Genomic DNA, 19,776 nt, shown 5'->3' on the forward strand with positions numbered 1-19,776 from the left:
AGCACACACCCCGGCCGGAAACAGCCCCGGCTGTTTTCCACGCCGTGGCCGCAAGGAGCCGTTCGCCTTTGTCACGCACGCTTGAAACGCTGGTCTTCGACAATACATACACCACCTTGCCGGAAGACTACTACAGCCGGGTGGCACCGACGCCGCTGCGTAGCGCCCGTCTGGTGGCCTTCAACCCGGAAGCCGCCGCCCTGCTGGACCTGGACCCTTCCGAGGCGGCCCGCCCGGACTTTGTGGCGTACTTCAACGGCGAAAAAGCACTGCCCGGCGCCGAGCCGCTGGCGGCGCTCTATGCCGGCCACCAATTCGGCGTGTATGTGCCGCAGCTTGGCGACGGCCGCGCTCTTCTGCTGGGTGAAGTACGGAATGTGCGCGGCGAGAAGTGGGACCTGCAACTCAAGGGCAGCGGCCGTACGCCCTATTCCCGCATGGGCGACGGCCGCGCCGTCCTGCGCTCGACGATTCGGGAGTATCTCGGTAGCGAAGCCATGCACGCGCTTGGCATCCCCACGACGCGCGCCCTCTGCGTCATCGGCAGCGACGAGCCGGTGTACCGGGAAACGGTTGAGCAGGGGGCGCTGCTGGTGCGGCTGGCCCCGACGCACGTGCGGTTTGGTTCGTTCGAGGTGTTTTTCCATCGCCGTCGCCTGGCGGATGTGGCGCGTCTGGCCGATTACGTCATCGGGCAGTTTTTCCCGGAACTTCAGGGGCTCGGTGAAGAAGACCGCTTTGCCGCCTTCCTGCAGGAAGTCGTAAACCGGACGGCGCGGCTGGTTGCCCAGTGGCAGGCTGTCGGGTTTGCCCACGGCGTACTCAACACCGACAACATGTCCATTCTGGGCCTGACGCTCGATTACGGCCCCTTTGGTTTTCTGGACGACTACGACCCGCAGTTCATCTGCAACCATTCGGATGTCACCGGGCGGTATGCCTTCAACCAGCAGCCGGGCATTGCCCTGTGGAATCTGCGCTGTCTGGCGCAGACCTTCCTGACCTGGGTGCCGCGCGAGCGGCTGGTGGACAGCCTCAACGCTTTTCGGGACGTGTTTTTTGACGAGTATGAGCGGCTGATGTTCGCCAAACTGGGGTTGCGCCACCCGCAACCCGGAGATGCCGAACTGCTGGCCGACTGGCTCGAACTGCTGGCGCAGAACCGGGCCGATTACACCCTCGCGTTCCGGCGATTGTCGGAAACCGTCCCGGAAGACCCGGTACATCCCGCGAATGCACGCCTGCAGGACCTGTTTGTGGATCGGGAGGCCGTGGCTGCCTGGCTGGCAAAATACGGCCTGCGGCTGGCTCAGGAAGGCGTGCCGTCGCCGGAGCGCCAGGCGCGCATGCGCAGCGTCAATCCGAAGTACGTCCTGCGCAACTACCTGGCCCAGATCGCCATTGAACGCGCCGGGGAAGGGGACTTCTCCGAACTCGAGCGGCTGCTGACCGTCCTGCGACAGCCCTATGCCGAGCAGCCGGAGGCGGCCCGGTATGCCGAACCGCCGCCGGACTGGGGGCGTCGCCTCGAAATAAGCTGTTCTTCCTGAAGATGTTTCGGGGCTGCCGGCAGGCTCCGCAGACCACATCCGGGCTGGACATTCCACCGGGCATCATAGACAATCCGGCTGGAATGTTCTGACAAGGCATAGCGCACCAACCAGGTCAAAGCCCGGAAAGAGAGGAGTCTGGTTCGCATGCTGACGTATGCCGCGGTTTTCTGCGCGTCCTTGGTGGCGGCTTTTCTTCTGACGCCGCTGATTCGCAACTGGGCGCGCCGCTGGGAATCGCTCGTGGATACGCCATCGGCGGCACGCCACGTCCACACCCTGCCCATTCCGCGCGTCGGCGGCATTGCCATTTTTCTGGCTTTTCTGGTGGGAGTGACCACAGCGTTCGGATTTGAGGCCGGCGGACAGCTCAGCGGCACAGTGGCTCTGTCGGCCAAGTTCCTGTTGCCCACGCTGGCAATGTTCATCCTGGGTCTGGTGGATGACATCCGGCGGTTACGGGCCGGCGTCAAGTTTGTCATCGAGGTTCTCATTGCCACCTGGTTTCACTTTACGGTTCAGGGCATCACGAGTCTGCCCAATCCCCTGACCGGCACGACCATCGAGCTTGGTATCTGGGGGCTGCCGATCACGGTGCTGTGGCTGGTCGGCATCAGCAATGCCTTCAACCTCATTGACGGTGTGGATGGGTTGTCGGCCGGCGCAGCGCTGTTTTCGACGCTTACTCTGGCTTACGTGGCGGCGGCCAACGGCAATGTGCCACTGGCGCTGCTGCTGTGCGCGCTGGCCGGCGGTACAGCCGGTTTTCTGAAGTACAACTTCAATCCGGCGACGGTGTTTATGGGTGACTGCGGCAGCCTGTTCATTGGCTTCACGCTGGCCGGGCTGGCGCTGCTGTATGCGCAGAAATCCGCCACCACCGTGACCGTGGCCATTCCACTGCTGGCCTTCGGGCTGCCCATCATGGAAACGGCGCTCTCCATCGGGCGGCGGTTCCTGGCCGGCAAGCCCATTTTTGAAGCCGACCGCCGGCACATGCACCATCGGTTGCTGGCGCAGGGCTATTCACACCGCACGACGACCATCTTTCTGTACGGCCTGTCCGCCTTCTTTGCGCTCATGAGTCTGCTGGCGTACAACTCGCCCAACCGCCTGCTGGGGTTGATTCTGCTGACGCTGGGCATTGTCATCTGGATTGCTGTGCAGCACTTCGGCTACCACGAGTTTGGTGAAATCGGGCGGGTTATCCAGCGGTCGCTCAACCAGCGGAGCGTCATTGCCAACAACATCCGCATTCACGAACTGACCGAGTCTCTGCTGGGTTCAGAGAGCTTCGAGGCGTTTTACACCCACCTGAGCAAATGCTTCGAGGCGACCGATTTCACCCAGGTCGAAATTCACCTGCCGCTCAAGTATGCCTGGCACGTCCAGGAACACCCCGGCTTTCGGTTTGCCCGCCGGGGGGCGCTGGTCATTGCCACCTGGACGGCGGCCACAGCCACCGAGGAGGAGGATTGTCCCGTTGTGAAGCTGGTGATTCCCCTGCGGTTTGAAGATGGTCAGTCGGGATGCCTCGAACTCCACCGTTCCCCCGAACGTCCCCTGCTGTTTGATGTCAACCTTCTCTTTGGCAAGTTGCGGCGGGTCATCGAGCAAACTGTCTCCCGGTTGCCGGTCGAGGCTCCCGATCCCCGGCGGCTGCACGAGAGTTTCTTTGACTCCGGCAGCACCTTGCTTCCCAAAATAACACGTCCGTGACAACCTACCGGTGGCCGCGCGCCTGCGGCCTGTTGCTGCACCCCACCTCGTTACCCGGACCGGACGGCATTGGCACACTGGACGGGCACCTCGAACAATGGCTCGACTTTCTTGCGGCCGCCGGGCAAACCTACTGGCAAATCCTGCCGCTGGTGCCCACCGGCTACGGCGACTCGCCTTACGCCGGCCTGTCGGCCTTTGCCGGGAACCCACTGCTGATTCCATCGGAGACCCTGGTTGAACTGGGTCTCGTCGCGCGCCAACGGCTGCACGAACGTCCGCCTTTCTCCGAACAATCTGTGGACTACGGCGCGGTCATCACCTGGAAGCAGAGGCTTCTGGCGGAAGCCTTTGAGCGTTTCGTGGCGGCCGCCCCGGATGCCTGGCGGGCCGATTTCGAGGCGTTTTGCGCGGCCGAAGCCGACTGGCTGACCGATTATGCGCTTTTCCGGGCGCTCAAGGATGCCCACGGCGGCCGCGCATGGCATACGTGGCCGCCGGAGTTGCGCGACCGGAAGCCAGCGGCGCTGGAAGCCGCCCGGCGCAACCTGAGTGCGGCCGTGGCCTCGCACCAGTTTCAGCAGTGGCTTTTCTTCCGCCAGTGGCAGCGTACCCGTGAAGCCTGTCACCGCCGTGGCATCCGCATCATCGGCGACGCGCCAATTTTTGTCGCCTACGACTCGGCGGATGTCTGGGCCAACCGGGAACTGTTCAAGCTCGATGCCGAGGGGCGGCCCACGCATGTCGCCGGCGTACCGCCGGACTACTTCAGTGCCACGGGACAGCTCTGGGGCAATCCCCTCTACCGGTGGCAGCGCATGGCGGACGATGGTTTTGGCTGGTGGCTGGCCCGGATGCGCCATCTGTTCCGGCTCGTGGATGTCGTGCGGCTGGATCACTTCCGTGGTTTTGCTGCCTGCTGGACCATTCCGGCCGACGCGCCGACGGCGGCTACCGGCAGGTGGGTCAAAACACCCGGACGCAAGCTGTTTACGGCAATGAGACGCGCGTTTGGCGTCCTGCCCATCATTGCCGAAGACCTGGGTGTGATTACCCCGGATGTCGTGGCGCTGCGCGATGCCTTCGGTTTTCCCGGCATGCGGGTGTTGCAGTTTGCCTTTGGCGGCGATCCCAACAATCAGGACCTGCCGCATAACTACGTTCCCAATGCCGTGGTTTATACCGGAACGCACGACAACGACACGACGGTTGGCTGGTATGCCAGTCGTCCAGGCGTCGGTTCGACGCGCGACGCCGAAGGGATTGAGCGGGAACGGGCTTTCTGTCGGGCGTATCTCAACACCAATGGCGCTGAGATTCACTGGGATTTCATCCGGGCGGCTTACGCCAGTGTGGCCCATACGGCGATTGTTCCGATGCAGGATGTCCTGGGGCTGGGGAGTGAAGGGCGCATGAACCTGCCAGCCAGTGAACGCGGCAACTGGTCCTGGCGCTGCCGGCGGGAGGACTTCACGGCATCAGCGGCCAAACGCCTGCGCGAGCTGGCCTCCCTGTACGGCCGGTTGCCCGGTTCATCCGTCTCGGATTGACGTGCCGGACGGCCGTGGCGGTTTTCCCGATGACGCCCGGCCCTGGTCGGTACGTTGGGCGCGGCACTGTGCTGAAAAAAAGCGGAAAATCTGCGGACATGATGCGCTATTGTGGCCCAAATCACCTGGCTGGCCATTCATCCGGGAATGGCCGCCGCGCTCCGAGGTAATGCGGTATGTCCGTTCGCATCGTCGTTATCAGCGATACCCACGGCAACCACGACTTTCACGTGCCGGAGGGTGACATTCTCATTCATGCCGGCGACTTCACGCGGCGTGGCACCATGGATGAACTCCGCCTTTTCGACGCTTTTCTGCGCCGGCAGCCACATCCGCACAAGTTCGTCGTCTCCGGCAACCACGACCACTGCGCCCAGGAAAACGATGGCGCCGCGGATGCCCTGCTGGAAAATGCCATCCATCTGGTGGATGCCTCAGCCGTGGCCTGTGGTCTCAAAATCTACGGCAGCCCGTGGCAGCCCTGGTTTATGAACGGGGCCTTCAACCTGTGGAAAAAAACGGCCCTGCGGGAAAAGTGGGACCTGATTCCCGAAGGCATTGACATCCTGATTACCCACACGCCGCCGTACGACATTCTCGACCGCACGCAGTTTGGCTGGCGGGTTGGCTGTGACGAACTGCGCGCGGCCGTGGAGCGGGTTGCCCCCCGGCTGCACGTCTTCGGCCATATTCACGAAGCCTACGGCCGCCTGCGGAAGGGAACGACCGAGTTTGTCAACGCGGCGCTGTGCAACCTGCGCTATCGCGTCGTCAATGCCCCGGTTGTGGTTGACCTGGAAGTGTAGCCGTCCATGACGCAGCGGATAGCCATTCTGGGTGGCGGGCAACTGGCGCGCATGTCGGCTGCGGCCGCCTACCGTCTGGGCTGTGAAGTGGGTATCGTGGCGCGTCCGGGCGACGACAGCCCGGCCCTGCGGCTGGCTACGGAGCGCTTCGTGGGTGACTGGTCCTCCCCGGCGCTGCTCGATGCCGTGGCCGCCGGTGCCGATGTCGTGCTGCTCGAAAACGAGTTCATTGCGCCCGACATCCTGCGCTACCTCGAAGCGACCGGCAAATGTCAGGTCGTGCCGTCTTCACAGACGATTGCCCTCGTTCAGGACAAGTTTTTCCAGAAAACGGCGCTGGCTCAGGCCGGGCTGCCCGTGCCCCGCTTTACGGCCGTGGACACGCCCGATGACGTGCTGGCCGCCAGCCACCGCTTCGGCCTGCCGCTGGTGCTCAAGTGCCGGACAAATGGTTATGACGGCTACGGGAATGAACTCATCCGGGGAACCGCTGACATTGCTCCGGCCTTTGAGAAACTGCTCCGGCGCGGCAGCCCCCTGATGGTCGAGGAATTCATCCCGTTCACCAAGGAGCTGGCCGTGATGGCCGTACGCAACCAGCGCGGGGAAGAGGTGATTTACCCGGTGGTGGAAACCATCCAGCATGCCCACGTGTGCCACACGGTACTGGCTCCGGCGGCGGTTTCCGAAACGACGGCGGCGAACGTGACCGCGCTGGCGCGACAGGTGCTCGAAGCCATCCACGGGACGGGCATCTTTGGCATTGAGCTGTTTCTGCTCAATGACGGCGAAGTGCTCATCAATGAAATTGCGCCGCGCCCGCACAACTCGGGCCACTACACCATCGAGGCGTGTGAAACCTCGCAGTTTGAAAACCACATCCGGGCCGGTCTGAACCTGCCCCTGGGGTCGCCGCGCATGCGTACGCCCGTGGCCGTGATGGTCAATCTGCTCAGCGGCTTTGAAGCGCCGGCGCAACCGACGGGACTGGAAACGGCGTTGCAGGTGCCGGGCGTGACGGTGCACCTGTACGGCAAAAAGGCTTCCCGTCCGGGACGCAAAATGGGGCATGTCACGGCCCTGGGCGCTGACCTGGTGGAAACCCGCGAGCGGGCGCTGCGGGCGGCGCGGGCCATAGCCATCTAGGAGCCACGTTCGGTCGGTTCCGGGAGCCTGCCGGCGGCCTGCCAGGCGAGCAGCCAGCCGGTGACTTCGCCGTAGTTGGCAATTCCCGACGTGACGCCGTTGGCCTGAAGGTAGGCATGGTTGAGCCGGGCTGAGACGCGCGCCAGCCGACCGGAAGCGTAGCGCGACCAGTAGTGCCGCTGCGCCTGCCAGTCCGCGCGCAGGCCGTCGCCGGCCAGCGCCAGGACGGCCGTGTAGCGTTCGGGTGTCCGCGCCAGGTCGCGGAGGGCATACCGGGCCGCGCCGGCCCAGCCGCTATACCGGATGTAAGGGTGATCTGACCGCAGGCACACCACGGCGGCGACGAAGTTGGCCTCGCTTTCAAAGGCAAAGCCACGCTGGTGCGCCATTTCGTGCGCCAGCGTGAACGGCAGGCTGCTGGCCGGCTGGTGCGCGTCGTAGTGCGGCTCACCGGTGAAGGGAATGAAAATGCCCGAAATGCCGGCGCGCGCCATCAGTTCCGATGACCAGGGAGCCTTGGGCGGCGCAAAGGGGATGTCGGCCAGATGGGAAAGCTCCGGGCAACGGCGGAAACTTTCGGTCAGCAGGCTGGCCAGTTGGGCCGGCGACATGGGAAGCCAGCTGCCCTGCTCGGCATCCATCACCGGCGCTGCGGCCGCCAGCTCGGTATTGGCCCGTTCAATGCAGGTGCGGGCAAACTGTTCGAGGGCCACCGGGTCGGGCGGTGGCGGCGTCAGCGCAAAGGTCTGCCGCACGGCCGACCGCGCGTAGTGATAGCCGAACAGAAGCAGAAAAACGTGTGTTCCCAGCCCGACGACGAGCAGGATGACCGGCACGCCACGCCCCAGCAGGATGCCCAGCCGTGGGCGCTCGCGCCGTCCGCGCCACAGCGCCCAGCCCAGCAGACCAAGCCCCCCCAACCCCAGAAACCCCACGAGGACTTCGGCCAGCGAGAAAGGCACGAGCCGGGCCGGCCATCCCACCCAGGCGGCCAGGAGGGGATACAGCCGCCGGGCATACCATCCTTCCACCCAGTCTGGACAGGCCTCTGCCAGCCGGCGCAGGCCATAGGCGCTGCCGCTCACGACGCCCGCCAGCAGCCACAGGCTCCAGGTCAGGGCAGCGGGGCGATGCATGGCAGAGACCGGCCGGGGCGTGTCCGTTCAGGCCTCGGCATCATCGGCTTGCGCGGGTTTTTTCCGCCGGCTGGCAGCTTTGCGCGGTGCAGCCGGTGGTGGCGGTGGTTCGGGCTGGTGTTCGGCCATTTCTTCGAGGCGCTCCCGGAGCGCTTCAAGCTGGTCAGCAATGGCATCGAGCTGGCGGCTGAGCTGCTTGTAATCGTCGCGCGTCGGAATGTTCATCGTGCGCAGGCTGGCGCCGACGAGTTCCTGTACGCGGTTGGCCAGATTCATGGGCTGTTCGAGTGCCGTGGCCAGCGCGGTGGCAAACTGCGGATTGTGAACCAGTTGCTCCCAGCGTTCGGTGGCCTGCTCAACGACGTTCTCGAAGATGGTCGGTGGGGAGGTTTTGCGTTTGTCCTTGAGTTTGTCGTGTTTGTCGTCTTTTTTGTGTTTGCTCACGGGAAGCGGCCTCGGTCGAAAGAAAGTTGCGCAGCAGATGCGCCGGATGTCGCACGAAACATAGCACGAACGGCAGGGATAGCCGCGAAGGGAATCAGCCCGGAGCTGTTTCCACACCAGCCGGTTTTGTTCCCACCGATTGGGCGAGCCGCCGGGCCAGACGTGTCAGCGGAAGTGCATCGAGTTCATCCGGCGTCACCCAGCGCACTTCGGCATCTGTCGCCGCGCCGGGTGTTTCAACCGTTGCCAGGAACACGTGCAGTATCTGGCGAAAGTGGGTGAAGTTGTGGGCGAGGACGGGGCCCGGCGTGCTGGGGCCGGGTGGGAGTCCCAGCCTGTGCCGTCCACTGGCGGCTGTCTCGGCCGGCAACTCGCCTTCCCGGCAGGGAAAGGTGGGAAACTCCCACAGCCCGCCCAGCAGTCCCGTTTGGTGGCGGCGAACGACCAGGTAGCGCCCCTGCCAGGTGACGAGCAGGCACGCGAACATCCGGGTCGGACGTATCCGGCGGGGCGGTCGGAGCGGATAGTGCGCCGTCAGTTTGTAGCGTTGCGCCATGCAGTCAGCCGCCAGTGGACACGTGGCACACCGTGGCGTGCGCGGGCGGCACACCATGGCACCAAGCTCCATGAGCGCCTGGTTGACATCACCCGGACGCGCGCCGCCGACGAGCGCCTGGGCTGCCGCCTGCACCACCGCCGCCTGTCGCGCCAGGTCATCGCCGATGTCCGTCGCGCAGAAGCGCGCCAGAACGCGCCGGACGTTTCCATCAATGGCTGCGACGGGTTCGCCAAAGGCCATCGAGGCCACGGCGGCCGCTGTGTAGTCCCCGACGCCGGGCAGCGTTCGCCATTCGGCAAAGGTTGCCGGAAGCTGTCCCTGCCGGAGGGCGCAAATCTCTTGGGCCGCACGGTGCAGCCGCCGGGCGCGCTGGTAGTAGCCCAGTCCTTCCCACAGCTTGAGCACCGTGTTGAGGTCGGCGGCGGCCAGATCGGCGACGGTTGGGAAGCACGCCATGAAGCGGAGGTAATAGGCGGCGGCGCGCACAGCCTGGGTCTGCTGCGCCAGTGTTTCGGCCACCCACAGCCGGTAGGGATCGGTCGTCTGCCGCCAGGGCAGAGCGCGCCGGTGGCCGTCAAACCACTCCAGCAACCGCCGTCGTACGGTCACTGGCGTGGCTTTCATGTGACCGTGCCACCGTCGAGAATGATGACTTCGCCGTTCATGTAGGCGTTGCGGTCGGAAACCAGAAAGGCCGCCAGTTCGCCGACTTCCTGCGGGTTGCCCAGCCGCCCGACCGAACACCACATCTCATAGATTTCGCGGAAGCGGTCCGGCAGGGTGTGTCCCAAATCCGTGTCGAAAATACCGGCGGCAATGGCGTTGACCAACACGCCGAACGCCGCCCCTTCCCGCGCCAGCATCTTCGTGAAGCCGATGACGGCGGCCTTCGAGGTGGCGTAGTGGACGCTGGTCGGCACGCTGCGAATGCCGGCAATCGAGCTGATGTTGAGAATCCGTCCGTAGCGCCGCCGGGCCATGTGCTTGAAGACTGGCTTGGTGACGTTGAACAGGCCGTTGAGATTGACGCCCATGACCTCATCCCACGCCTTGTCGCTCATGGTGAGGAACATGTCGGGCCGGTTCACGGCCGCGTTGTTGACGAGAATATCAATCCGTTCAAAGTCGGCCAGAACTTCCTGCACGACCCGTTTCATCGCCGGGCGGTCAGCGACCGAAGCGCGGTAGGTGACGACGCGCCGCCCCAGGGCGCGAATGGCTGTCGCTGCTTCTTCAGCCGCCGCATCGTTGGTGTGGTAGTTGAGGGCAATATCGCAGCCTTCACGGGCGAAGACTTCACAGATGCCACGTCCGATGCCGCGCGAGCCGCCGGTGACGAGCGCCACTTTGCCTTCCAGCAGTTTTGACATGGGGTAAGCCGTTGTTGTTTTTCAGGAACTGGCGGGGACAAGTGCTGAAAGTTCGTTCACGATGCGCTGAGTGGCATCGGGGACGCCGAGCGCTGCCGCTGCCTCGCGCATGGCCTTGAGCCGGGACGGCGTATCGAGCAGTTGCCGCAGCGTGGGCACGATGTCCTCGGCCCGGCGCAGCATCAGCCCGGCATTGTGTTCTTCGAGCAGCACTCCCGTACCGGCTTCCTGCGGCATCGGCGGCGTCACGGCGTCGGCAATGATGGGCAGCCGGGTGGCGAGCGCCTCGAAGGTCGTCAGCCCGCCCAGCTTCGAGACCATGACATCCGAGGCGCGCATCAGCCGCTCCATGTGGTTGGAAAAGCCCAGCACCTTGACCGGAAACCGCGCCTGCCGGGCCAGCGTGCGCGCCTCGTCCGCCAGACGCGCATTTTTTCCAGTCAGAAACACCACCTGCAGGTCGAGGTCCGCCGCCACCAGGGAACGGTAAATCCGTGGAATGTTGCCGCCGCCAATCCAGCCGGCATTGACGAAGACGGTGAACTTCTCCGGGTCAAGACCGAGTTCCTTCCGCAGCATCCCGGGGTCGAGGTTGTTGACCTCCTGAAACTTCGGGTGGATCGGCATGCCGATGACCCGAATCCGATGCTCTTCCACACCGTATTCCAGCAGTTCGGCTTTGGCGCGCTCGTGGGCAACGATGTAGAGGTCCACATACGCATCGCTCCACGCCCGCCAGGAGTTGCCGCAGGGATCGGTGACGACGGTGACAAACGGAATTTTGCCCCGCAGATTGAGGTCGTGCAGGATGCGCGCGATGGGGTACTGCAACATCGGGTGCACCGACACGATGAGATTCGGGCAGTGTTTGTCGAAGAGCCGTTCCAGATAGGGTTTGGCGTACCGCTCGATAAGGACCCACTGCTCCGGGTGGTAGCGGTTGATGAAGCGGTGGTAGTACTTGACGTATTTCTGGTGGGACCGCAGCAGAAAGTTATAGACGTTGCCGGCGGCCCGTGTCACCGCACTGCATTCTTCCAAGGCGTGGGCCGTATGAACCAGAAAATTGACACCTTCGGCAACCTTGGTCAGTCCCGCTTCGAGCGCGCGGGCAGCGCTGGTGTGACCTCCGCCGGTATCGGAGGTCAGAATAAGAACCTTTTTTTCCACTCGACCCTCACGCGGTGCGGGATGTGACGCTTGCCGGAGCCACACTATAGTGACGCCCGTTGGCTGGAAACAAGCCCCTGACGCAGTGCGTTACCGGGGAGTCTGGTCGGGAAGGACGGCGATACATTCGATCTCGACCCGGACATCCTTCGGCAGCCGGGCCACTTCAACGGTCGAACGCGCCGGCGGCGCGCTGGGAAAGAACGTGGCATAGACTTCGTTCATCGCCTGAAACTCGTTCATATCCTTGAGGAAAACCGTCGTTTTGACGACGTGGGAGAGGTGGCTGCCGGCGGCCTGCAGGACGGCCGCCAGGTTGGTGAGCACCTGGCGGGTCTGGGTCGCCACGTCGTCGCCGACGATGGTCATCGTGGCGGGGTCGAGGGGGATTTGCCCCGAAGTGAAGATAAACGGTCCAACCTGTACCGCCTGGGCATAGGGGCCAATGGCCGCCGGGGCCTGGTCGGTGGCAATGCGTGTGCAGATCATGGGGTGGTCTCCTGGGAAGGCATTTCCGGCGTGGAGGAAGAAGCCAGCTTGGCTTCAAGGTCAGCAAAGTAGCGCCGGGTGTGACGTTTTCCAATGTCGAGGTTGTCCCGGCAGGAGTGCGTGTTGCCCACGGTGCCGGCTGATTCGCTGAAATCCCGCCCCAGCACGCGGGCGGCGGTTTCGGCATGGTGTCGTCGCCAGTCCAGCAACTGACGGTCAAGGGTGACGAGTTCCCGCTCAAGCGCCAGCAACTGGTCGGGCGCGGTGGTGGGCGCAAGCCGGTCGTAGTTCTGGCGCAGGTTTCCGGTTTGCCCGACTTCGCGCAGGACTTGCGCCAGAAGGCCGTCGGGGCCGCCGTACTGGGCCAGAAAGTCACGCATGCCCGGACCGGCGATGAGGTGGTGGTAGAGCTGCTCCGCCGTGCGTCCCACCAACAGTTCGATCACCGTAAGCTGAACGCTTTGCAGTCCCGAAGTGTGCTGCAGCGCACCCCGGAACGCCAGGAAGCTTTCACGGGTCAGCGTCTTCATCACCTCGAAGCCCCGCGTGGCGAGGGCAAACTCGACGTTGCAGCGGTGCAGCAGGGCTGTGCCTGAAGCAACTTCCGGTGGGGTGAGGCGGAAGCGGCGGATGATTTCCCGCAGATCGCGGATGACCTGGGCAAACCAGAACTCGAAGTGCTGGTGGACGGCGATGAACATCACCTCGTCGTAGCAGTCGGTCTGACGCCCGGATTGCAGGGCCTGAATGGTGTCGAGCTTGACGTAATCCCAGTAGGTGAGCGGTGTGCTGGTCATCAGGGTTGCTTGTCCTGCGGTAAGCCGGTCAGCCTGGCGTGCCGGTTTGAATATAACGTTTCACCGGCGTTGCTGCCTGTCTTTTTCGCTTCCCCGGCCGGGGTTGGGAGCGGGAAACCGCGCTGGCGGCTGGGGGTTGCCCCGGAAGCGGCGAGGCCTTTTGCCGCGGCCGGGGGACGTTCTATGCTTGCGTCTGAACGTTGGCTCGATAACGGTCCGCACCGGACGAAGTTGCTGTTGGTTTCCCATGCCTATGCCTGCGATGTTCACCAAAGACCTGCAAACCGCGCTCACCGCTGCCGTCAATGAGGCCATGGCGCGTGGGCATGAGTATCTCACGCTGGAACACGTGCTGTTCGCCCTGCTCGATGACCCGACTTCGGCGGACATCCTGCGCGCCTGCGGCGCCGACCTCGATGCGCTCCGCCGTGACCTGGAGCGGTTTTTTGCCGAGCGCCTGACGCCGGTGAAGCCACCAGCCGGCAAGCTGCCCAACCCGCCGGAGCAGACGGCGGCGTTTCAGCGCGTGCTGGAGCGGGCCTACGCCCAGGCGCAAGCTTCCGAACAGCGCAAGATTGACGGCGGCAACATTCTGGCGGCGATGTATGGCGAGGAACACTCCCACGCCGTGTATCTTCTCAAGCGCCAGGGCATCGGGCGGCTGGACGTGCTCAACTACATCTCGCACGGCATCCCCAAAGTGGCCGAAGATGAAACCGACGATGCCGAAGGCGACGAAGCCCCTCCCGCCCGGAATCCGCTCGACATCTACACGGTCAATCTCGTCAAACGGGCCGCCCAGGGGTTGATTGACCCGCTCATTGGCCGCCAGGCGGAACTCGAACGCACCATCCAGGTGCTCTGCCGGCGGCGCAAAAACAACCCCATCTTCATCGGCGACCCCGGCGTGGGGAAAACCGCCATTGCCGAAGGGCTGGCGATGAAGATTCACGCCGGCGACGTGCCGGACCTGCTCAAGGATGCCGAAGTGTATGCCCTCGATATGGGGGCGCTGCTGGCCGGGACGCGCTACCGGGGGGACTTCGAGCAGCGCCTCAAGCAGGTCATTGCCGCGCTCAAGAAACGGCCCAACGCCATTCTGTTCATAGACGAAATCCACACCATTGTCGGTGCCGGTGCCGTCAACGGCGGCACGATGGATGCAGCCAACATTCTGAAACCGGCGCTGGCTGCCGGTGAACTGCGGTGTATCGGTTCGACCACGCATCAGGAATACAAGCAGTCTTTCGAGCGCGACCGCGCGCTGGCGCGGCGCTTTCAGAAGATTGAAGTCGGTGAGCCGACCATTGACGAAGCGGAGCAGATTCTGCGCGGTCTCAAGCCGGCCTACGAGCAGCACCATGGCGTGAACTACACCCAGGAGGCATTGCGGGCTGCCGCCGAGTTGGCGGCAAAGCACATCACTGACCGTTGCCTGCCCGACAAGGCCATTGACGTGATGGATGAAGCTGGCGCGGCGCTCCGGCTGTTGCCGCCGGATGAGCGTCCCAAGACCGTTGGGACGCATGAGATCGAAACCGTCGTGGCGCGGATGGCGCGGGTGCCGGCCAAATCCGTTTCCGCCGCCGAGCGCGACCGCATACAGACGCTGGAGGCGGACTTGAAAGCCGTCATCTACGGTCAGGACAAGGCCATCGGGCAGGTCGTCAATGCCATCAAGATTTCCCGTGCCGGACTGGGCAGCCCGACCAAGCCGATTGGCTGCTTTCTGTTTTCCGGGCCGACCGGCGTCGGCAAAACCGAACTGGCCAAGCAACTGGCGCTGGCGCTGGGCGTGACGTTCCTGCGCTTCGACATGAGCGAATACATGGAAAAGCACACCGTATCGCGGCTCATCGGCGCACCGCCCGGTTACGTGGGCTTTGATCAGGGCGGTCTGCTGACCGATGCCGTGAACAAGCATCCCTACTCGGTCGTCGTCCTGGACGAAATCGAGAAGGCGCACCCCGACGTGTTCAACATCCTGCTCCAGGTCATGGACAGCGCCACGCTGACCGACAACAACGGCAAAAAGGCCGATTTCCGCAACGTCATCCTGATTATGACGACCAACGCCGGCGCAAAGGAAATGAGTGCCGCCGCGATTGGTTTCAAGAAGGAAGCTGGCGGGGGGCGTACCAAACAGGCCGTGGAACGCACCTTTGCACCGGAGTTTCGCAATCGCCTCGATGCGTGGATTGTGTTCGAGCCGCTGTCGTTCGAGCACATCCAGCGGGTGGTGCGGAAGTTTCTCGATGAAGTCCAGGCGCAGTTGACCGACCGGCAGGTGACGCTGGAGGTCAGCCCGGCGGCGGTGGACTGGCTGGCCAAACGGGGCTTTGATCCGAAGTACGGCGCGCGCCCGATGGGCCGGCTCATTCACGAGAAGATCAAGCAGCCACTAGCCAATGAGATGCTCTTTGGCACGCTGACCAAGGGTGGCCGCGCCGTGGTTGACCTGTCCGGTGAGGACCTCACCCTCCACTACCACCCGGTTGAGTCTGCACTGTGAAACCGGCAGCGGTTATTGTCATCGGCAGCGGCATTGCCGGAACAACCTTTGCCCACTGCTGCGCCCGCGCCGGCATGGAAGTGCTGGTTCTGGAAAAAGACGCCGAACCGGGCGGGGCGCTGCGGTCACACCGCTTTGCCAGAGGTAATGGCTTCTGGACGGAACTGGGCGCGCATACCTGTTACAACAGCTATGGCACGCTGCTTTCCGTCATCGAGGAGTGCGGGTTGCTGCCGGCGCTGCGCCCACGCGCCAGGGTGGGCTTCAGGTTTCTGGTGGCCAACCAGGTCAAATCCATCCCCTCCCAACTGCACTTCTTCGAGGCGCTGCGGCATTTCCCCTTCGGCCTGCGAACGCCAAAGGACGGTCTCAGTGTGGCCGACTACTACACCCGACTGTTGGGCGCGAAGAACTACGCCGATGTTCTCGCGCCGGCGTTCAATGCCGTGATGTGCCAATCTGCCGGTGGTTTGCCGGCCGAGATGCTGTTCAAGAAGCGTCCCCGCCGGGCCGATGTACAGCGAACTTATACGCTGCCCGATGGCTTGCAGGGCATCGTCAAGGCTGCTCTGGCACAGCCGGGTATCCATCTGGTGGCCAACTGCGAGGTGTTGAGCGTGGAACGTGGTGACACCGGCTTTGAAGTCACCACGTCCACCGGTGCCGCCTATCAGGCCAGGTTGCTCGTCGTGGCGACACCGCCCCACGTGGCGGCGCAACTGCTGCGTCATGCCTTTCCTTCGGTGTCCGAAAAACTGTCCCGGATTCGGGTTGAGACCATCGAGACGGTGGGGGTGCTCGTCCCCCGGGCCGCCGTCAGAATTCCTCCAATTGCGGGCTTGATTGCGCGGGATGATGTGTTTTATTCAGCAGTATCACGCGATGTTGTGCCCGACGCAACATGGCGTGGTTTTGCGTTTCATTTCAAGCCGGGCAAACTTGACGCAGAAGGCCGGTTGCGGCGCATTGCGGACGTGCTGGGAATTGCCCCGACAGACATTGTTGAGTCGGTCTTTCGGACGAATGTGCTTCCCTCGCCCAAAGTCGGCCATGCCGCCCTCGTCGAAAGCCTGAACGCGACCCTTGCCGGCATGCCGCTGTTTCTTGTCGGTAACTATTTTGAAGGCGTCTCGATTGAGGATTGCGCCCTCCGCGCCGTGCAGGAGTTTACCCGGCTGACTTCCCTGAAGTGAGCCTTGGGTATGCTCCTGCAAACGCTTGGCAAGTTCCTCGCCTTCGGTGTGGGTGGTGGTGTGCTCGGCGTTGTGGCCGCGGTGGTGGGGGGCTACGCACTGCAAAACTATGTTGGCGAAGAAATGCTGCCGCTCCTGTGGCTGATCGGCGGTCTGGGAGGCATGGTTGTGGGAGCTTCCCAAGTATCGTGGCGCAAGCGGCGCCGGAGACGCCGCCGCCGTCGCCCGCAGGTTGTGCTGCCGCCGATGAAGCCTGCGTCAGTGGATACTCCAGGTGCGTCTTCCGGGGCACCATCGGATGGCACAGGCGGTCAGCCGGAACTGGTTGCTGGAGAACCCGCCAGTCTGTTTCAGCAGGTCACGGGCGCAACAACGGCGGAGCTGGCCAACGTCCGCGTCTGTGACGTGCGTCTCGATGGCGATGGCGAGCCGCTCGGCGTACGGTTGTCGCAGAATGGCCAGGAGCGCGAGGTGTTTCTCGTCCATGACCACCACCGCGACATTGTTGCCGAAGCCCTCGACGCCGCCCTGCGGCGCGAGCCGGGTAACCGGCGCGCCCGGCTGTTTCCCTGAAAGTCGTTTGTCTTCGGTCCGGTTGGTGATAGCTTCCACCCCCGCACGAATCATCTTCCGCCACCACCGGGCACCTGCCCTTTCCTGAACCTCCATGCCGACTGCTGAAGAGTTGCGGCTCGCCGAATCGGCCGCGCGCACGAAACACTGGAAACGCTGGGGCCCTTACGTCAGTGAGCGGGCCTGGGGCACCGTTCGGGAGGACTACAGCCCCCACGGCGATGCCTGGAGCTACTTTCCCTATGAGCACAGCCGCTCAAAAGCCTATCGTTGGGGCGAAGACGGGTTGGCCGGGATTTGTGACCGGCGGCAAATCCTGTGCTTTGCGCTGGCACTGTGGAACGAACGCGACCCGCACCTGAAAGAACGGCTGTTCGGCCTGACCGGCCCGCAGGGCAACCACGGCGAGGATGTCAAGGAGTATTACTTCTACCTCGACTCGACGCCGACCCACAGCTACATGAAGTGGCTCTACAAGTATCCCCAGGCGCGGTTTCCGTACGAGGAACTGCTCCACTTTGGACGCGCCCGCTCCCGACGCGAGCCGGAGTATGAACTGCTCGACACCGGGGTGTTTGCCGAACAGCGTTACTTCGATGTCTTCGTCGAATACGCCAAAGCCGACGTGGATGACATCGTCATCCGCATCACGGTCGTCAACCGGGGGCCGGCGCGCGCACCGATTCACATCCTGCCGACGCTCTGGTTTCGGAACACCTGGTCGTGGCAGCCGATGTCCGGCGAAAAGCCCTACATCCGGCAGGCGCCGGACCTGAGCCGGACGCGCGTCATGGCGTGCGATCATCCCACGCTGGGCAATCGCTGGCTATATTGCGCTGATGCGCCCGACCTGCTCTTTACCGAGAATGAAACCAACCTGGAGCGGCTGTACGGCGTTCCAAACCGCACACCGTACGTCAAGGACGGCATCAACGAATACCTTGTCAATGGGCGAACGTATGCCGTCAACCCGGAGCGCACCGGGACGAAAGCCGCCGCCCACTATCACTTCGAGCTGGAAGGGGGCGCGGCGACGACCCTGTGGCTGCGGCTGTGCAACTACGACCCGGACACACTGCGCGGGGAACCGTTCGGGCCGGCGGCGCGGGTGCTGGCCGAGCGTCAGGTCGAGGCCGACGAATTCTACGCCACCCGCATCCCTGAAACGCTTTCGGCCGATGCCAGAAACGTCATGCGGCAGTCTTTTGCCGGCCTGCTCTGGACGAAGCAGTTTTACGCCTACGAGGTTGACCGGTGGCTGACCGGCGACCCGCTCCAGCCACCGCCGCCGCCGAGCCGCCTGCGTGGGCGCAACCGCAACTGGAAGCACCTCCACTGCGAGGATGTCATCTCCATGCCGGACAAGTGGGAGTATCCGTGGTTTGCCGCCTGGGATTTGGCCTTCCACTGCGTCCCACTGGCGCTGGTTGACAGCGACTTTGCCAAGCAGCAGCTCATTCTCATGCTGCGCGAGTGGTACATGCATCCCAACGGCCAGCTTCCGGCGTACGAGTGGACGTTCGACGATGTCAATCCGCCGGTGCATGCCTGGGCGGCCTGGCGCGTCTATAAGATCGAAAAGAAGCGTACCGGGCAGGGGGACACGGCCTTTCTGGAGCGCATCTTCCACAAGCTGCTGCTCAACTTCACCTGGTGGATCAACCGCAAGGACGCCGACGGCAGCAATATCTTCGAGGGCGGCTTTCTGGGACTGGACAACATCGGCGTGTTTGACCGGAGCGCCAAACTGCCGACCGGTGGCACGCTGCAACAGTCGGACGCCACAAGCTGGATGGGGATGTACTGCCTCAACATGCTGGCCATGGCGCTCGAACTCGCCCGGTACGACCGGGTGTATGAGGATGTGGCGAGCAAGTTTTACGAGCACTTTCTCTACATTGCCGATGCCCTGAGTCATCGCGTGGGGGTGGAAGGGGAGGCGCTCTGGGATGAGCAGGATGGGTTTTACTACGACGCCATTGCCTTTCCCGACGGGCGGCGGCTGCAACTGCGCGTCCGGTCCATGGTGGGGCTGATTCCGCTCTTTGCCGTGCAGATGATGGAAAGCTGGTGGCTGGAGCAGTTGCCCGGCTTTCGCCGGCGCATGGACTGGTTCGTGCGCAACCGCCCTGAACTCGTCAACAGCATTGTTTCGGTGGATGAGCAGGGCAATGTCGTCCAGCAGTTGCTTTCGCTGCCAAACACGTCCCAACTGCGGCGCATCCTGCGCATCATGCTGGATGAAAACGAGTTTTTTTCGCCTTATGGCATCCGGTCGGTGTCGCGTTACCACCGGGAACATCCCTACGTACTGCACGTGGACGGGCAGGAATACCGGGTGGATTACGACCCGGCCGAGTCTTCCATCCCGATGTTCGGGGGTAACTCCAACTGGCGCGGCCCGGTCTGGTTTCCGGTGAACTTTCTCATCATCGAGTCGCTGCAGAAGTTTCACCACTTCTACGGCGACAGCTTCAAGGTCGAGTGCCCGACGGGTTCGGGCAACCTGATGACCCTGTGGGAAGTGGCTACTGAGCTGTCCCGGCGGTTGTCGCGGATTTTTCTGCGCGACGCCGACGGGAAGCGGCCCGTCTATCGGCATCCGGGGATGGAGTGTTTCGACACCGATCCGCACTGGCGCGACCTGGTGTTGTTTTACGAATACTTTCACGGCGATACTGGCGCGGGACTGGGCGCGAGTCACCAGACCGGATGGACGGGACTGGTGGCCAAACTGCTGGCCCAGAGCGGCGAAGGGTAAA

At 63.5% G+C, this 19,776-nt stretch carries 16 protein-coding genes; 9 read left to right on the forward strand and 7 right to left on the reverse strand.

Going from position 1 to position 19,776, the window contains the following annotated elements; genetic code table 11:
- Positions 1 to 68: 68 nt before the first annotated feature.
- The 5 genes from J8C05_RS14705 to J8C05_RS14725 all read left to right on the forward strand — a co-directional run bounded on the left by J8C05_RS14705 (position 69) and on the right by J8C05_RS14725 (position 6,771).
- The gene (locus J8C05_RS14705) at positions 69 to 1,550 is read left to right on the forward strand and encodes a protein adenylyltransferase SelO (RefSeq protein ID WP_211423497.1); all 1,482 of its coding nucleotides are present in this window, start codon (positions 69 to 71) and stop codon (positions 1,548 to 1,550) included.
- A 147-nt stretch (positions 1,551 to 1,697) separates the two neighbouring features.
- Entirely contained in the window at positions 1,698 to 3,269 is a 1,572-nt protein-coding gene (locus tag J8C05_RS14710; protein WP_211423498.1) for a glycosyltransferase family 4 protein, read from the forward strand.
- Positions 3,266 to 4,819, forward strand: coding sequence for a 4-alpha-glucanotransferase (malQ, locus tag J8C05_RS14715; protein ID WP_211423499.1), 1,554 nt, complete (start codon positions 3,266 to 3,268; stop codon positions 4,817 to 4,819). The genes J8C05_RS14710 and malQ overlap by 4 nt, the downstream gene beginning before the upstream one ends.
- A 176-nt stretch (positions 4,820 to 4,995) precedes the next feature.
- Positions 4,996 to 5,625: a metallophosphatase domain-containing protein gene (locus tag J8C05_RS14720; protein ID WP_211423500.1), complete on the forward strand. Its 630-nt coding sequence runs from the start codon at positions 4,996 to 4,998 to the stop codon at positions 5,623 to 5,625.
- A gap of 6 nt (positions 5,626 to 5,631) precedes the next feature.
- The gene (locus J8C05_RS14725; protein WP_211423501.1) at positions 5,632 to 6,771 is read left to right on the forward strand and encodes a 5-(carboxyamino)imidazole ribonucleotide synthase; all 1,140 of its coding nucleotides are present in this window, start codon (positions 5,632 to 5,634) and stop codon (positions 6,769 to 6,771) included.
- Here the strand turns inward: J8C05_RS14725 and J8C05_RS14730 are convergent.
- From J8C05_RS14730 to J8C05_RS14760, 7 genes are all read right to left on the reverse strand, one after another.
- On the reverse strand, positions 6,768 to 7,907 hold the full coding sequence (locus tag J8C05_RS14730) for a DUF3810 domain-containing protein (RefSeq protein ID WP_211423502.1): 1,140 nt from the start codon (positions 7,905 to 7,907) through the stop codon (positions 6,768 to 6,770). The two genes, J8C05_RS14725 and J8C05_RS14730, sit on opposite strands and share 4 nt — an antisense overlap.
- 27 nt (positions 7,908 to 7,934) lie before the next feature.
- Positions 7,935 to 8,351, reverse strand: a complete 417-nt coding sequence (locus J8C05_RS14735; protein ID WP_058865934.1) for a hypothetical protein — start codon at positions 8,349 to 8,351, stop codon at positions 7,935 to 7,937.
- A gap of 94 nt (positions 8,352 to 8,445) precedes the next feature.
- The gene (gene mutY / locus J8C05_RS14740) at positions 8,446 to 9,534 is read right to left on the reverse strand and encodes an A/G-specific adenine glycosylase (RefSeq protein WP_211423503.1); all 1,089 of its coding nucleotides are present in this window, start codon (positions 9,532 to 9,534) and stop codon (positions 8,446 to 8,448) included.
- Positions 9,531 to 10,280: an SDR family oxidoreductase gene (locus tag J8C05_RS14745; RefSeq protein WP_211423504.1), complete on the reverse strand. Its 750-nt coding sequence runs from the start codon at positions 10,278 to 10,280 to the stop codon at positions 9,531 to 9,533. Before J8C05_RS14745 ends, mutY begins: the two co-directional genes overlap by 4 nt.
- 21 nt (positions 10,281 to 10,301) lie before the next feature.
- Positions 10,302 to 11,450 carry an MGDG synthase family glycosyltransferase gene (locus J8C05_RS14750; protein WP_211423505.1) on the reverse strand — a complete coding sequence of 383 codons (1,149 nt, stop codon included), beginning with the start codon at positions 11,448 to 11,450 and terminating at the stop codon, positions 10,302 to 10,304.
- A gap of 90 nt (positions 11,451 to 11,540) precedes the next feature.
- A complete protein-coding gene (locus J8C05_RS14755) occupies positions 11,541 to 11,939 on the reverse strand; it encodes a RidA family protein (protein WP_249355654.1) in 399 nt (132 codons plus the stop codon).
- A complete protein-coding gene (locus tag J8C05_RS14760) occupies positions 11,936 to 12,736 on the reverse strand; it encodes a tryptophan 2,3-dioxygenase family protein (protein ID WP_211423506.1) in 801 nt (266 codons plus the stop codon). The genes J8C05_RS14755 and J8C05_RS14760 overlap by 4 nt, the downstream gene beginning before the upstream one ends.
- Positions 12,737 to 12,983: 247 nt before the next feature.
- Here J8C05_RS14760 and clpA point away from each other — a divergent pair, with 247 nt between their 5' ends.
- From clpA to J8C05_RS14780, 4 genes are all read left to right on the forward strand, one after another.
- Positions 12,984 to 15,248 (forward strand): ATP-dependent Clp protease ATP-binding subunit ClpA, encoded by a 2,265-nt coding sequence (gene clpA, locus J8C05_RS14765; protein WP_211423507.1) that lies wholly within the window; start codon positions 12,984 to 12,986, stop codon positions 15,246 to 15,248.
- On the forward strand, positions 15,245 to 16,441 hold the full coding sequence (locus tag J8C05_RS14770; RefSeq protein WP_211423508.1) for a protoporphyrinogen/coproporphyrinogen oxidase: 1,197 nt from the start codon (positions 15,245 to 15,247) through the stop codon (positions 16,439 to 16,441). Before clpA ends, J8C05_RS14770 begins: the two co-directional genes overlap by 4 nt.
- Positions 16,442 to 16,450: 9 nt before the next feature.
- Entirely contained in the window at positions 16,451 to 17,014 is a 564-nt protein-coding gene (locus J8C05_RS14775) for a hypothetical protein (RefSeq protein WP_211423509.1), read from the forward strand.
- Positions 17,015 to 17,108: 94 nt separating this feature from the next.
- Positions 17,109 to 19,775, forward strand: a complete 2,667-nt coding sequence (locus tag J8C05_RS14780; RefSeq protein WP_211423510.1) for an MGH1-like glycoside hydrolase domain-containing protein — start codon at positions 17,109 to 17,111, stop codon at positions 19,773 to 19,775.
- Position 19,776: the final 1 nt, after the last annotated feature.

The sequence above is a fragment of the Chloracidobacterium sp. N genome, from assembly GCF_018304765.1.
Classification (GTDB): domain Bacteria; phylum Acidobacteriota; class Blastocatellia; order Chloracidobacteriales; family Chloracidobacteriaceae; genus Chloracidobacterium; species Chloracidobacterium aggregatum.